Here is a 14107-nt window from a genome sequence, read left to right as displayed (position 1 = left end):
TGGCTATCTTAAAAACCAGTGCATATACCCGCAGTTGCTACAAACAAAACAGGTAGCCGTGCTGTCGGTCCATTCTACATTAAAAAATGTGCGGGCGGGCGAGTGCAATTGCTCTTGCCTGGTGTAAAAAGTATCGTTACTGCAAAATGTACATTTGAGTTGTTTATTGTCAATTTCGTATTGTTTCGGTTCTTCGGCGCTGAATAGTCCCATGGGTATGACTTTTTGGTTAAGGTAAAACGTAGTTAAACAATACTTTGACATGTAATTGAACAAATTGTTACCGGACATTGCTTACATTCATCCTAAAAAAACAACCGCTATGAACATTAAATTATTGAGCCTGATCCTATTCATAACATTGTGCAGCTGCAATGTTTTGGCGCAAACCGCCCCTCCCGCCGATAACACCCTGACCCTGAAACGCAGGGTGATTGACAGCCTGGACAGCCAATTGATAAAACTATTGGGCGAACGTGAAAGCGTGGTTAAAGAAATAGGTATTTATAAGGCCAAAAACCATATCCCTGCTTTGCAGTCGGCACGCTTTCAGCAGGTTCTGAATAAAGGTATTGCGGCCGGTAAAAACGTGGGCCTATCCGAAACGTTTATTACCGAATTATTGAACGCGGTACATAAAGAGAGTTTGAGGATAGAGGAAGAGATAAAGTGATAGGCTGATCCCCTGCTTTGCTTGGATGAAGGAACAAAGAGCAAGGAATAAGGATAAAAGAGAATTAAAAGTCAAACACCCATATTTACCCATCTCGCTTGTGAATGTCTATCAAAGATTGCTTCGTTCCTCGCAATGATATGGTGGAGAAAAGATACCTGTTTTTACCTGCTTTTTCAATTATTGAGTGATCGATTTATTGAATGATTGAGTAGATATACAATAAATCCGAAATCGAACATCCGAAATTCGAAATTAAAAAAACACCTGTTTTACTTGTTTTTTTCTTTTGAAAATTCAATCAATCTATCATTCAATAAATCAATCATTAAAATAAAATACCCATATTTACCCATGTCTTTTTTAAAACATTTTCTGGTTTTGGTATTGTTTGTCTGCTTTGCAGGTGCGGGGTTGGCGCAGACAAAGCCTGCTTTTTGGGATGATGTACAGGCCATTAAGGCTTATGATAAAATGTACCAGGTGCCTGCGCAGCCTATCGTATTTGTGGGTAGTTCATCCATACGCAAGTGGGATGGTTTGCAGGTGACCTTTGGCGGGTACAATGTTTTGAACCGGGGCATCGGCGGGACTTTTATAAACGATATTATATTTTACCTGGACGATATGGTATTACGCTACCAGCCAAGGCAAATTGTAATTTATGTGGGTGAGAACGACATTACATCGGCTGATGAAACCGCCGATACCATACTGAATAGAACGGAGCGTTTATTCAAAGCGATCCGTACTAAAATGCCTGAGGTGCCGATAATTTATATCGGGTTTAAGCCCAGCCCTTCGCGGGAGAAATATGTACAGAAAACTATAGCGACGAACCAGCTACTCCGCAAGTTTATAACTTCGCAAAGCAAGGCAACGTTTGTGGATGTTTTCCCGTTAATGATGAAGAACGGAAAAATGATGCCCGAACTTTTTGTTGGTGATAAGCTGCACATGAACGCCAAAGGATATGCCATTTGGGAGAAAGCGGTAATGCCTTACCTGCTTAAACCTGCGCTATAAGTATGAAGCGGATATTACCCACCATTGTTATTTCGCAGTTTTTTTGCACCTCGCTGTGGTTCGCGGGTAATGCTGTAATGGGCGATATTGCCCGGAAATTTGGGCTTGACGCAGGTTACCTGGCTTACCTGACCAGTTCAGTACAGCTTGGTTTTATAACAGGTACACTGGTATTTGCCATACTGAGCATTTCGGATAGGTTTTCGCCATCGAAGGTTTTCTTTGCCTGCGCACTTGTAGCGGCGGCCATTAATATGGCGGTAAGTTTTGAGGGCATCAACTTACCGGGTTTATTCGCTTTCAGGTTCATTACAGGTTTTTTCCTTGCGGGAATATACCCCGTAGGCATGAAGATCGCATCCGACCATTACCAGCAGGGACTGGGTAAATCGCTTGGTTTTTTAGTGGGCGCGTTGGTTTTGGGAACAGCCTTCCCACATTTCCTGAAAAGCATGACGACGGGCCTACCGTGGAAGTACGTGATCTATTCTACCTCGCTCCTCTCCGCAGCAGGCGGACTGGCCATGCTGGCGCTGGTATCCGATGGGCCGGGAAGAAAGCCGGGGCAAAAGCTTAACCTGTCAGGGTTTTTGAAGGGATTTCAGAATCAAAGTTTCCGCTCTGCAGCCTTTGGGTATTTTGGGCACATGTGGGAGCTGTATGCCTTTTGGGTATTTGTACCGGTGATATTATCGGCTTATAATAACCGTTACCCTGCTGCGCAATTGAATGTACCACTGTTATCCTTCTGCATTATTGCGCTTGGCAGTGTTGCATGTGTAATCAGCGGGCTTGTATCACAACGTTTCGGTACAAAAAAAGTGGCGGCTGTTGCTTTATCAGCATCATGTTTATGCTGTATTGTTTCACCGGTATTGCTGTTCAATCAATCGCAAACAGCGCTTATTGTTTTCCTCTTTATATGGAGCATGGCCGTTATTGCCGATTCGCCTTTGTTCTCCACCTTAGTAGCTCAAAATGCCCCGGCCGAAACCAAGGGCACTTCGCTTACTATTGTAAATTGTATTGGCTTTGCCATTACCATAGCCAGCATACAGTTAATTAACGCGCTGCGCAACGATGGTAACGCGCAATATATTTATATGCTGCTTGCCATTGGCCCTATGTTGGGTTTGGTGGCACTGCTCAGGAAGCGCGAGGCTGCCTGAACCACAAGGCATATTATTTTGCCAGTAACTCGTCCAGGTTGGATAGCCCCATGTTAAAGCCGCCTTCAAAGCCCATTTGGATAATTTGCTCCAGGCCTTCGGTAGTTTCAAAACTGATGTGACAAACCACCTGTGTACCGCTTGCCGTTTCCGAAAAGTGATTATCCCAATGCATCGGCTGGAAGCTCTCGATAGGGTTACCGCTCTCATCAACAAAAAAGCTGGTTGCGGTAAAATGTTTTGGTGGCTCAATGGTTTTGAAATCTACCCGGTTTAAATGTTTTTCGCCATCGGGGCCTGTCATCGCGTAAAGCCAGCTGCCGCCATTTTTAAAATCCATGGTTTGGGTTATAGCTTTCCATGGGCGCGGCGCCCACCATTGGTCGAGCAGTTCGCTTTCAGTCCATGCCGACCAAACATCGGCTAATGGTGCATTAAAATCCCTGGTAACAATCATTTTTTTACCATTCGGGTCTTTTTCAAATTGAGTTTGCATGTTATTTGTTCTTTTTTAGGTTAGCTAATACGTCGTCTAATTGGTTAAAGCGGTCTTCCCATAATTTGCGGAAGGGGGCAAGCCAGGCATCAACTTCTTTCATTTTATCTGTATTTAATTGGTAATGAATTTCGCGCCCACTTTGTTTTTGTTGCACCAGGCCACACTCATTTAATACTTGCACATGTTTTGATACTGCCTGTCTGCTGCTGTTAAAATGCTCGGCAAGGGCATTAGGTGTCATGGCTTGTAAAGCCAACAGGGTTAATATCGCTCTGCGGGTTGGATCGGCAATGGCCTGGAATACGTCTCGTCTCATATCTTATTTGCAACTGATTGATTGCAAATATAGATACGCAATCAATCAGTTGCAAGTTTTTTTGAAATTATTTTTACGTTATTCCCTCTGGTTTATAAAGAAGCCTAAAAACTAATAAAGCCACCATTATGGTAGCTTTATTAAATAAGAAGAAGAACAGATGATGCTATATCACCTGAATCGTTTTAGTAACAGTTTTCTTTGCAGCTATAGTAGTTTTATCAGGCTGGCTGCCCCCCACGCTGATCTCTATCTTTCCGGGAGTTTGAACCAGCGCACCGTTCGCATCGGTTACCGACAGATCGGTAGCGGGTATTTTAAATATGATGCTCTTCGTTTCACCTGCTTTGATGAATACGCGCTCAAAACCTTTTAACGCCCTGATGGCAGTTTTTTGTTTGATGCCTGTGTGCGACAGGTACAATTGCACAACTTCTTCACCATCGGCTTTACCGGTATTTGTTACCTTAACAGTAACGGTAAGGCTATTGCCTTTTTTTAATGTTGGCACCACGGTAAGCGGGCTGTACTCAAAAGTTGAATAGCTCAATCCGTAACCAAAAGCATATAATGGCTTACCCTTAAAATACCTGTAAGTGCGGTTATTCATCGAGTAATCTGTAAACGAAGGCAGGTCATTATCACTGGCGTAAAAAGTTACCGGAAGGCGGCCTGCGGGGTTATAATCACCAAAAAGAACATCAGCAATTGCTGTTCCTGCTGCTTGTCCGCCATACCAGGCGTTTACAATTGCAGGTAAATTTTGCGCTTCCCAGGGCGTAGCAATTGCCGATCCGGTCATCATTACAAAAACTACCGGTTTACCTGTAGCCTGCAATGCTTTAAGCAGCTCTGTTTGTACATTAGGTAATAAGATAGAAGTTTTGTCGCCACCGTGAAAGCCTTGTTTGTTTACCTTCATTTCTTCGCCCTCTAATTGTGGTGCAATACCACCAACGTAAATGATCACATCGACATCTTTAACTTTAGCGGCTGTTTGAGCATAATCATAATGTGTAATGGAGTCGCCAACAAAATCTACACCTTTGTCATAAATAATTTCGGCACCGGGAGCTAATTTACTTTTAATACCCTCCAAAGCTGATGTAACATGCGAAGGTGTACCATTGTAGTTTCCAAGCACACTTACTGCATTATCGGCATTTGGGCCCAATATGGCTACTTTTTTAAGACCCTTGCTTAAGGGTAAAAGGTGATTCTCATTTTTTAGCAATACAACAGACTGGCGCGCCATTTTAAGTGCCTGTGCAGTATGTGCAGGTGCTTCCAATACTTCTTTACCTATGCTGTTATATTTTACGGCTTCCACCGGATCGAACATACCAAGCCTGAAACGTGTTGTAAATAACCTTTTAAGAGATTCATCAAGCTGTTTCTCGGTTAACTTGCCATCCTTAACCGCCTGGAAAAGCGACTTGAAGGTTACTTTACCACACTCTACATCTGTACCGTGCAACACAGCGTCAGCAGCTGCAGATTCTGCATCAGGGTGGGTTTTATGTCCATTGTTCCTGTAAAAGTCATCAATGCCCCCACAGTCAGACGTAACATAGCCGGTAAACTTCCAATCATTGCGTAAAATATTGTTCATCAGCAAGTCGCTGCCACAGCATGGCTGCCCTTTAAAGGCATTGTAGGCACACATTACGCCGGCTACCTTGGCATCAACTACCAATTTGCGGAAAGCAGGCAGGTAAGTATCCCAAAGATCATAATCACTGATATCTGTATTGAATTTATGTCGTACATCTTCAGGGCCTGAGTGTACGGCGTAGTGCTTGGCACATCCTGCCGCCTTAAGGTACTTTGGATCATTGCCCTGTAAACCGGTTACAAAAGCCCGGCCCATTTCTCCGGTAAGGTATGGGTCTTCGCCATAAGTTTCCTGTCCGCGGCCCCAGCGCGGGTCGCGGAATATGTTGATGTTGGGTGTCCAGTAGGTCAAACCAAGGTAAATACCATGTTTATCATTCTTAATACTTTCGTTATATACCGCACGGCCTTCCTCTGCTGTATAATCAGCCATGGTATGCATTGAGTTTTTATCCCATGTTGCTGCCATAGCAATAGCCTGCGGGTAAACGGTAACTTTAAATGGAGTACGCGCTACACCGTGTAAGCACTCGTTCCACCAATTATAGGCAGGTACACCCAGGCGTGGTATTGCAGGCGCGGCGTTAAGCATCTGGCCTACCTTTTCTTCGAGCGTCATTTTCGAGATCAGATCATTTACCCGTTCTTCTGTACTCAAAGAAGGATCCTGAAACTTATAAGCATAAGGCTTATCTTTAGGTTTAAAAGAAAAAAACAGGATAACTGTTAAAATTAGCCCTAATGAGCTAAACATGATCGACCTTTTCATTATTTATCTGGTTAAAGTGACTACTAAAAATAGTGGCAACAAGGTTTATGTTGGTTAATAATGGGGTAAATATAGGCAGAAAAATATTTTATGCAATCGGTTGAATAAATTTATTTTCGAAATCATTTTTGTAAATTAAACTACCCTGCCAATTACTGTATTGCTGTTTTAAATTACTACTCATGATAACATTGTACAATGCCTTGCATAAATTATACAGCACATTAACCCTCAATCCGAATAAATTTGTTTTTAATAGCTAACCAATTACACCCGTGTTGCCACGGATTATAACAAACTAACATTCATCTTACTTGTACATACTGTTAAGCAGTGATGAATACAAATAAATTATGGCCGATAACATTATACTAAAAGGGATTACCTGGAACCATAGCCGCGGCTTTACGCCAATGGCAGCCACAGCGCAACGCTTTGCCGAACTGAACCCAAATGTGACCATTACCTGGGAGAAACGCTCGCTTCAGCAATTTGCAGATCTATCTATCCAGCAACTCGCCGAGCGATACGACCTGCTGGTGATTGACCATCCCTGGGCGGGCTTCGCGGCCAAAACGAAATCGATATTGCCCTTTGATAAATATTTAAGCAAGGAATTTTTAGCCGACCAGGAGCAGAACACGGTGGGCCACTCCTACGAAAGTTATAATTACGATGGCCACCAATGGGCTTTGGCTATAGATGCGGCTACCCCTGTTGCGGCCAGCAGGCCCGATCTGTTGGAAAAACACGGTGTATCACTACCCAAAACATATGATGACTTATTGACCCTGGCTAAGAAAGGCTTAGTAGCGTTCCCTGCAATACCAATAGATTCATTGATGACCTTTTACACCTTTTGCTGCTCACTGGGCGAAGACCCTTGCCAAACGGAAGATAAGGTGATTAGCGAGGCAACAGGTGTTGAAGCTTTAAAACTATACCGCCAATTGGCTATGCATATTGATGAGGCTTGCTTTAACCGTAACCCTATCCAAACCTATGAGGCCATGACTTTGAGCGACGATATTGCCTACTGCCCTTTTGGCTACGGTTACTCCAATTATTCGCGCAAGTGTTATGCACGCAAGTTGCTGCATTTTCATGATATGATTACCCTAAACGGGACGATGAATTTGCGCAGTTCGCTTGGGGGTACAGGTTTGGCTGTTTCGGCAAATTGCAAGCATGTGGATATTGCCATGGCTTATGCCGAATATGTGGCTTCGCCGCAATGCCAACAAGGTTTATTTACAGATAACGGTGGCCAGCCGGGGCATTTAACCGCCTGGACGGACACAGATAATAATGCCAAAACGCATAACTATTTCAGTAATACGCTGCCTGCCCTGCAACGCGCCTACTTGCGCCCGCGTTATTTTGGGCATATGTTTTTCCAGGATCACGCAGGAGATATCGTGCGCGATTACCTGATGTATGGCACCAACGAGTTACAGGTTTTGGATAAGCTGAACGAATTATACATCGAATCGAAACAAAAGGTACAAAGCCTATGAAACCATTAGAAGGCTTATTAGTACTGGAGTTTGCCCAGTTTATGGCGGCGCCTACGGCCGGTTTACGCCTGGCGGATCTGGGTGCTCGTGTCATCAAAATTGAGCGCCCTGTTAAAGGCGAGGCAGGCAGGCAAATTGCCATCCGCAATATTTTTGTTGACGGCAGCAGTCTGGTTTTTCATACCATAAACCGCAACAAAGAATCCTACGCCGCCGACCTCAAGGATCCGGAGGATATGGAGCGCGTTAAAAAACTCATCGCGCAGGCGGATGTCATCACTCATAACTTCCGCCCGGGGGTGATGGAGAAAATAGGTTTGGATTATGACTCTGTTAAGGCCATAAACCCACGCGTTATCTATGGTGTGGTTACGGGCTATGGCACCAAAGGCCCCTGGGCTTTACGGCCGGGGCAAGATCTGTTGATACAATCCTTATCAGGATTGGCCTACCTGTCCGGCACTAATGCCGATGGCCCTGTTCCATTTGGTTTGGCTACTGCCGATATGATATGCGGAGCGCATTTTGTGCAGGGCATATTGGCAGCACTGATAAAGCGTGCCAAAACCAATGCAAGTGTTTTGGTAGAAGTGAGCCTGCTTGAATCCGTTTTGGATATGCAGTTTGAGGTGATCACTACGTACCTGAACGATGGCGGCAAATTACCACAGCGCAGCAGTGTAAAAGGTAATGGGCATGCTTATTTGAGCGCTCCTTACGGGATATACCAAACACAGGATAACTATCTCACACTTGCCATGGGCGATCTGCAAAAAATAGGTAACGCCATTGGTTGCAACCTATCCGCTTATCCCGACAAGGAACAATGGTTTGATAACCGCGATGAAATTATGAGCCTGTTGGCCGATAAGATAAAGACCAAAAATACTGCTAATTGGCTGGAAATTTTAGAAACACAAGGCATCTGGTGCTCCGAAGTACTAACTTATAAAGAAGCACTGCAACACGAAGGTTATTTAGCGCAAGGTATAAAACAGGAAGTTAGCTTACCTGATGGCAGTTCACTAAGTACTCCCCGCTGCCCTATCCGTATTAACGGTGAGCGGCTATATTCGCCCATTGCGGCGCCGAGGCCGGGTCAACAAACAGAGGTCATTAACACTCAATTCGCGTTGATATGAGACCATTGGAAGATTACCTGGTGGTAGACTTTAGTCAGTTCCTTTCGGGTCCATCAGCAAGCTTAAAATTGGCTGATATGGGTGCACGCGTTATTAAAATAGAGAAGCCGGGCACAGGGGATATTTGCAGGCACCTCTACACTTCGAATGTGATTATGAACGGCGAATCGTCGGTGTTCCACGCCATTAATCGCAATAAAGAAAGCTTTGCCGCAGATATAAAAAATGAAGAAGATAAAACCCAAATATGGGAACTGGTAAAACAGGCCGATGTGGTGATGCACAACTTCCGCCCCGGCGTAATGGAGCGTTTGGGTTTTGATTATGCCAGTGTAAAGGCAGTTAACCCTTTCGTGATTTATGGCGAGATATCGGGCTATGGCGATACCGGGCCGTGGAAAGACAAACCGGGTCAGGATCTGTTACTGCAATCATTAACCGGCTTAACCTGGTTGAGCGGCAACGCTGGCGGGCCAACCCCGATGGGCCTCTCCATTATTGATATGCTGGCAGGTAATCATTTGGCACAAGGTATTCTGGCTTGCCTTGTCCGCAAAACTATAAGCGGAGAGGGTGCTTTGGTACAGGTAAGCATGCTGGAATCGGCAATGGATTTCCAGTTTGAGGCCATTACCACTTATTATTATGATGGCAAGTTGCCCGAGCGGTCGGAGAAAAATAACGCGCATGCCTATCTGGGCGCGCCTTACGGGATATACAAAAGCGCCAACGGTTATATGGCGCTGGCCATGGGTTCGATACCGCAATTGGGTGGCTTGCTGAGCTGCGATGACTTATTAAAATATACCGACGTTGCCGAAGCCTTCCATAAGCGCGATGAGATCAAAGCTATCCTTGCAAAACACTTATTGACTGATACCAATGAACATTGGCTGGGCATTTTACTTAAAGCCGATATCTGGTGTGCCGAAGTATTAAGCTGGGATAAACTGATGCAGGAGGAAGGCTTTAAAGTGTTGGATATGTTGCAGGAGGTGGAGATGAGCGATGGTTATAAATATCGCACCACGCGTAGCCCCATTACAATTGATGGCGAATTGCTCAGATCGCCGAAAGGCTCGCCAAAACTGGGTGAGGATAATGATACGATAACAAACGGGTTGATAGAAAGGAACGGACATGGCAAATGATACCATAAGAATTGCCGTGCGCAAGTTCGGTCCGTTCGAAAGTGCGATGCAAAAGTTTTGGGACGGCTTTTGCGCTGAAACAGGCTGCACGCTAAAAGCCGAAATGGCACCTATGGATCTGGATGACCTGCACCATGCTATCCTCGGCAAACAAGGCCTGAAAAACGGCGATTGGGATATTGCCCATGTAGTTACCGACTGGCTTTTTGAAGCATGGCAAAATGGTGCGCTGGAAAACCTGCAACCATACATCGCGCAAAACGCACCAGATGATTTTCCGGATGGATGGAGTGCATCATTGAGGGATATGCAGCAATTTGGCGGCTCAGTGGCCGGTTTGCCCTTTCATGACGGGCCGGAGTGTTTGATATACCGTAAGGACCTGTTCAATGATGCAACCGAAAAGAAAAACTTTGAAGCGCTGCATGGCAAGCCATTAACCGTGCCTAAAACATGGGACGATTTTAAAACCATCGCCCGGTTTTTTAACCGGCCCAAAGATAACCTTTACGGAACTGTATTTGCGGGCTTACCCGATGGGCATAACACCGTGTTCGATTTTTGCCTGCAGTTATGGACACGCGGCGGCAACCTGACAGATGATAAAGGGCTGGTTCGTATTGACACCGCTGCAGCTGCAGAGGGACTTACGTTTTACAGGGATATTTTGAAGGATAAATCTGCCGTACACCCTAATACCATGCAATATGAATCCGTGGCAACAGGTATGACCTTCGCACGGGGCGAGGCCGCAATGATGGTAAACTGGTTCGGCTTTGCATCGATGTGCGAAGTGATAGATGAATCGGCGGTGAAGGGTAAGGTGGACATAGTGCCTATACCTTGCACGGCGGGTAACCAATCGGCATCATTAAATGTGTACTGGCTGTACACCATTGGCTCGGGCAGCAAGCACAAGCAAACGGCTTATGATTTTATACGCTATTGCACTACCCACCGCAACGACAAACTACTCACGTTAGAAGGCGGCATTGGCTGTCGCATTTCTACCTGGCGCGATAGCGGCGTAAATGCTATTATCCCCTATTACCATAAATTAGAGCAATTGCATCAAAACGCGCGTTCGCTGCCGCAAAAGGCAAATTGGGCGCAAATAGCTAAGCTTATTGATGAAGCTGTATTAAATGCTATTGATACCGACAAGCCTGTTACTGAACTTTTAGCTGCCGCCCAACATAAAATAACCCTGATAGATAAACCATAACATGGAGATACCCTATAAACCCATATTGCCGGCAAACCCTGTACCCATCGTTATTATTGGCGCGGGCGGTATTGTTGGCGACGCGCATTTACCAGCCTACAAAAAAGCAGGCTTTACTGTGTTTGGCATTACCAACCGTACACGCGCCCGTGCCGAAAAATTAGCTACCGAATGGAACATCCCAAACGTGTACGATAGCGTAGACGAGGCCGTTGCAAAGGCCCCAGCCAACGCCGTTTACGATATTACCATAATGCCCGAGCAATTTGTGGAAACGCTGAGCAAACTGCCCGACGGTGCCGGGGTACTCATCCAAAAGCCCATGGGCGATTACTTTTGGCAAAGCAAAGAGATACTGGAAGTATGCAGGCGCAAAAACCTGGCAGCGGCTATCAATTGCCAGCTACGCTTTGCACCCTTTGTGAGTGCAGCGAGATACTTAATTGAGCAGGGCTTAATTGGGGAACTATACGATATGGAAGTCCGGGTAACGCTGCAAACGCCATGGGAGCTGTTCCCGCATGTAATCATTCACCCCAGGCTGGAGATACAATACCACAGCATCCATTACATCGACCTGATGCGTTCCTTTTTGGGCGACCCACACACGGTAATGGCTAAAACCCTAAAACACCCGGCCAAAACACTATCTTCATCACGCTCGACGATCCTATTTGATTATGATGATACGATGCACGCGGTGATCAATACCAATCACGATCATTCCTTCGGGCCACATAACCAGGAAAGTTTTATTAAGTGGGAAGGCACCAAAGGCGCCATTAAAGCCCGCATGGGTTTGTTGATGGATTACCCGCATGGCGTACCCGATAAGTTTGAATATTGCATTATAGAAGAAGGTAAAGCCCCTGAATGGACCGAAGTAAAATTAGAAGGCTCCTGGTTTCCCGACGCTTTTGTGGGAACCATGTCCAGTGTAATGCGCTACAAAAACGGCGAAACCGATATATTACCTACCAGCGTTGAAGATGTGATAAAGACCATGGCGGTTGTGGAGAGCGCTTATATTTCGAGTGATAACGGCGGGGTTATTGTGGCGGAGAGATTTGAATAATGAAACAGAAATAAAAAGCAACGGGGTCGTGCGATTCCTCTCTTGAGAGGGGTACAGGGGTGTGTTACCGGCAAAGCGAATAACACACCCCTGCCAACGCAAAGCCCTATGCGCCCCCTCTCAAGAGGGGATTTAAAAAACGATAAACTAAAACAACATGTATTTTAAATCGACATTTTTTGAAGGGTACACCATTGGCGACAAGCGCGTAACCCTTGGTCGCACCATTACCGAGACCGACTTTGTGGTACACGCGGGCCATACCGGCGATTTCTTCCCGCACCATATGGATGCCGAGTGGTGCAAAACACAGCCCTTTAAGCAACGCATTGCGCATGGCACCATGGTGTTCAGCATCGGTATCGGGCTGACCGCTTCGGAGATCAATCCCGAGGCCATGTCGAAAGGCTATGATAGGCTTCGTTTTTTAAAACCTGTGTTTATAGGAGATACGATACATTCCGAAATCACCATCACCGTAAAGGAAGACCATAAAAAACCAGAATACGGCAACGTGACCGAACACGTGGAAATTATAAACCAGCACGGCGAAGTGGTGCAGGTATGCGACCATATCTTACTCGTAAAAAAACAAAACATTGCTTAAACCCTAACCATGCAACCAACTCAACAAACCGAAGCTATCTCAGAAAGCTCACTAAAAGGCAAAACGCTGCTTTTACCTTTTATCCTCATTTGCTCCCTGTTCTTTTTATGGGGAATGGTGCATAACCTCGATGGGATACTGATACCGCATTTAAAAAAGGCTTGTCAGTTAAATAACAGGCAATCTACCTTAGTAGATACGGCGATCTTCCTGGCGTATTTTATGATGGCTATCCCGGCGGGGATTTTATTAAAGCAGTTTGGGTATAAAAAAAGCATCGTTATCGGCTTGCTTTTGGCTACTGTTGGGGCGGCTTTATTTATTCCCGCGGCTAATGCTTTGGCATATACCGGCTTTTTGGTGGCCTTATTTATCATTGGCTGCGGTATTGCCATATTGGAGACAGCAGCTAACCCATACTCTGCTATTTTGGGCGACCCGGCAGGTGCAACAACACGGTTAAACATAGCGGCTTTTTTTAATGGCATAGCGGCTATGGTAGCACCTTATGTGGGTACAGTACTTATCCTTTCGGGGAAAGACCATACCGAAGCAGAGCTTAAAGCTATGTCGGCAGCGGAGCGTTCTGCTTACTTTTTACATGAAGCATCTTCTGTAAAATTACCTTACGGGATATTAGCAGGCACATTGGCTTTAGTTGCCATACTTTTCTTAGTTTCCAAATTGCCCGAAATTAAAAACGTAGCTAAAGAGGAAACCAGTGGTGGCAGTTTTTTTGGGGCGTTAAAGCACAAGCACCTATCATGGGCGGTTGTGGCACAATTTTTTTATGTAGGTGCACAGGTTTGCGTAACCAGCTTTTTTATCCGTATGGCAAAACAAGGCGCGGGTTTTGATGAAAAGACGGCAGGATATTATTTAGCTATGTACGGATTGCTGTTTATGGGCGGCCGTTTTGTGGGTACGGTGTTCCTGCAATTTATCAAATCACATAAACTGCTGGCTATTTACGCTGTTATTTCCACTTTGCTTTGCGCGATAGCCATTTTGGGCAAAGGCGCTTATGTTGTTTATTGCCTCGGGGCAATAGGCTTCTTTATGTCAATCATGTTCCCTACTATTTTTGCTTTGGGGATTGATGGTATTGGCGATGATACCAAACCCGGCTCATCATGGCTCATCATGTCGATAGTTGGCGGTGCTATATTGCCTTACATTATGGGTACCGTGATAGATAAAAACCATGATAATATACAAGCAGGGTACATTGTACCTTTGGTTTGCTTTTTGTTTATCATCTATTTCGCGTTGAGTGGTTATAAGATCAAAGCCCTAAAAAGATCAGAAGAGTAATAAAACCAAC

The 14107-nt window shown here is 45.2% G+C and carries 14 protein-coding genes; 10 read left to right on the top strand and 4 right to left on the bottom strand.

Going from position 1 to position 14107, the window contains the following annotated elements; all coding sequences use genetic code 11:
• Window positions 1–3: 3 nt before the first annotated feature.
• The gene (locus tag KXQ82_RS02450) at window positions 4–213 is read right to left on the bottom strand and encodes a hypothetical protein (RefSeq protein ID WP_219486465.1); all 210 of its coding nucleotides are present in this window, start codon (window positions 211–213) and stop codon (window positions 4–6) included.
• A 109-nt stretch (window positions 214–322) separates the two neighbouring features.
• Here KXQ82_RS02450 and KXQ82_RS02445 point away from each other — a divergent pair, with 109 nt between their 5' ends.
• The 3 genes from KXQ82_RS02445 to KXQ82_RS02435 all read left to right on the top strand — a co-directional run bounded on the left by KXQ82_RS02445 (window position 323) and on the right by KXQ82_RS02435 (window position 2868).
• The gene (locus KXQ82_RS02445; RefSeq protein WP_219486463.1) at window positions 323–673 is read left to right on the top strand and encodes a chorismate mutase; all 351 of its coding nucleotides are present in this window, start codon (window positions 323–325) and stop codon (window positions 671–673) included.
• A gap of 354 nt (window positions 674–1027) precedes the next feature.
• Window positions 1028–1699, top strand: coding sequence for a GDSL-type esterase/lipase family protein (locus KXQ82_RS02440; protein ID WP_219486460.1), 672 nt, complete (start codon window positions 1028–1030; stop codon window positions 1697–1699).
• 2 nt (window positions 1700–1701) lie between these two features.
• A complete protein-coding gene (locus KXQ82_RS02435) occupies window positions 1702–2868 on the top strand; it encodes an MFS transporter (protein ID WP_219486458.1) in 1167 nt (388 codons plus the stop codon).
• A 13-nt stretch (window positions 2869–2881) separates the two neighbouring features.
• Here KXQ82_RS02435 and KXQ82_RS02430 read toward each other — a convergent pair whose 3' ends face one another.
• The 3 genes from KXQ82_RS02430 to KXQ82_RS02420 form a co-directional block, all read right to left on the bottom strand.
• Entirely contained in the window at window positions 2882–3364 is a 483-nt protein-coding gene (locus KXQ82_RS02430) for an SRPBCC family protein (protein ID WP_219486456.1), read from the bottom strand.
• Window position 3365: 1 nt separating this feature from the next.
• Window positions 3366–3683: an ArsR/SmtB family transcription factor gene (locus KXQ82_RS02425; RefSeq protein WP_219486454.1), complete on the bottom strand. Its 318-nt coding sequence runs from the start codon at window positions 3681–3683 to the stop codon at window positions 3366–3368.
• Window positions 3684–3849: 166 nt separating this feature from the next.
• A complete protein-coding gene (locus KXQ82_RS02420) occupies window positions 3850–6066 on the bottom strand; it encodes a glycoside hydrolase family 3 C-terminal domain-containing protein (protein ID WP_219486452.1) in 2217 nt (738 codons plus the stop codon).
• Between the two features lie 353 nt (window positions 6067–6419).
• On the opposite strand from KXQ82_RS02420, the gene KXQ82_RS02415 reads away from it, so the two are divergent.
• The 7 genes from KXQ82_RS02415 (at window position 6420) to fucP (ending at window position 14097) form a co-directional block, all read left to right on the top strand.
• A complete protein-coding gene (locus KXQ82_RS02415; RefSeq protein ID WP_219486451.1) occupies window positions 6420–7583 on the top strand; it encodes an ABC transporter substrate-binding protein in 1164 nt (387 codons plus the stop codon).
• A complete protein-coding gene (locus tag KXQ82_RS02410; protein ID WP_219486449.1) occupies window positions 7580–8725 on the top strand; it encodes a CaiB/BaiF CoA transferase family protein in 1146 nt (381 codons plus the stop codon). The genes KXQ82_RS02415 and KXQ82_RS02410 overlap by 4 nt, the downstream gene beginning before the upstream one ends.
• Window positions 8722–9876 (top strand): CaiB/BaiF CoA transferase family protein, encoded by a 1155-nt coding sequence (locus KXQ82_RS02405; protein WP_219486447.1) that lies wholly within the window; start codon window positions 8722–8724, stop codon window positions 9874–9876. The genes KXQ82_RS02410 and KXQ82_RS02405 overlap by 4 nt, the downstream gene beginning before the upstream one ends.
• The gene (locus tag KXQ82_RS02400) at window positions 9866–11101 is read left to right on the top strand and encodes an extracellular solute-binding protein (protein WP_219486445.1); all 1236 of its coding nucleotides are present in this window, start codon (window positions 9866–9868) and stop codon (window positions 11099–11101) included. The genes KXQ82_RS02405 and KXQ82_RS02400 overlap by 11 nt, the downstream gene beginning before the upstream one ends.
• Window position 11102: 1 nt before the next feature.
• Window positions 11103–12176 (top strand): Gfo/Idh/MocA family protein, encoded by a 1074-nt coding sequence (locus tag KXQ82_RS02395; RefSeq protein WP_219486444.1) that lies wholly within the window; start codon window positions 11103–11105, stop codon window positions 12174–12176.
• Between the two features lie 157 nt (window positions 12177–12333).
• Window positions 12334–12783 carry a MaoC/PaaZ C-terminal domain-containing protein gene (locus tag KXQ82_RS02390; protein WP_219486443.1) on the top strand — a complete coding sequence of 150 codons (450 nt, stop codon included), beginning with the start codon at window positions 12334–12336 and terminating at the stop codon, window positions 12781–12783.
• Window positions 12784–12792: 9 nt separating this feature from the next.
• Window positions 12793–14097, top strand: coding sequence for an L-fucose:H+ symporter permease (gene fucP, locus KXQ82_RS02385; RefSeq protein ID WP_219486441.1), 1305 nt, complete (start codon window positions 12793–12795; stop codon window positions 14095–14097).
• The last annotated feature ends 10 nt before the right edge of the window (window positions 14098–14107 follow it).

The organism is Mucilaginibacter rivuli (assembly GCF_019391655.1).
Classification (GTDB): domain Bacteria; phylum Bacteroidota; class Bacteroidia; order Sphingobacteriales; family Sphingobacteriaceae; genus Mucilaginibacter; species Mucilaginibacter rivuli.
Note: the sequence above shows the minus strand (reverse complement) of the source record. Positions and strands in the feature narration are given on the sequence as shown.

Coding starts and splice junctions, on each gene's coding strand:
- KXQ82_RS02450 (WP_219486465.1), bottom strand. CDS start 213: ATGGGACTATTCAGCGCCGAAGAACCGAAACAATACGAAATTGACAAT.
- KXQ82_RS02405 (WP_219486447.1), top strand. CDS start 8,722: ATGAGACCATTGGAAGATTACCTGGTGGTAGACTTTAGTCAGTTCCTT.
- KXQ82_RS02390 (WP_219486443.1), top strand. CDS start 12,334: ATGTATTTTAAATCGACATTTTTTGAAGGGTACACCATTGGCGACAAG.
- fucP (WP_219486441.1), top strand. CDS start 12,793: ATGCAACCAACTCAACAAACCGAAGCTATCTCAGAAAGCTCACTAAAA.
- KXQ82_RS02400 (WP_219486445.1), top strand. CDS start 9,866: ATGGCAAATGATACCATAAGAATTGCCGTGCGCAAGTTCGGTCCGTTC.
- KXQ82_RS02395 (WP_219486444.1), top strand. CDS start 11,103: ATGGAGATACCCTATAAACCCATATTGCCGGCAAACCCTGTACCCATC.
- KXQ82_RS02430 (WP_219486456.1), bottom strand. CDS start 3,364: ATGCAAACTCAATTTGAAAAAGACCCGAATGGTAAAAAAATGATTGTT.
- KXQ82_RS02440 (WP_219486460.1), top strand. CDS start 1,028: ATGTCTTTTTTAAAACATTTTCTGGTTTTGGTATTGTTTGTCTGCTTT.
- KXQ82_RS02415 (WP_219486451.1), top strand. CDS start 6,420: ATGGCCGATAACATTATACTAAAAGGGATTACCTGGAACCATAGCCGC.
- KXQ82_RS02420 (WP_219486452.1), bottom strand. CDS start 6,066: ATGAAAAGGTCGATCATGTTTAGCTCATTAGGGCTAATTTTAACAGTT.
- KXQ82_RS02425 (WP_219486454.1), bottom strand. CDS start 3,683: ATGAGACGAGACGTATTCCAGGCCATTGCCGATCCAACCCGCAGAGCG.
- KXQ82_RS02410 (WP_219486449.1), top strand. CDS start 7,580: ATGAAACCATTAGAAGGCTTATTAGTACTGGAGTTTGCCCAGTTTATG.
- KXQ82_RS02445 (WP_219486463.1), top strand. CDS start 323: ATGAACATTAAATTATTGAGCCTGATCCTATTCATAACATTGTGCAGC.
- KXQ82_RS02435 (WP_219486458.1), top strand. CDS start 1,702: ATGAAGCGGATATTACCCACCATTGTTATTTCGCAGTTTTTTTGCACC.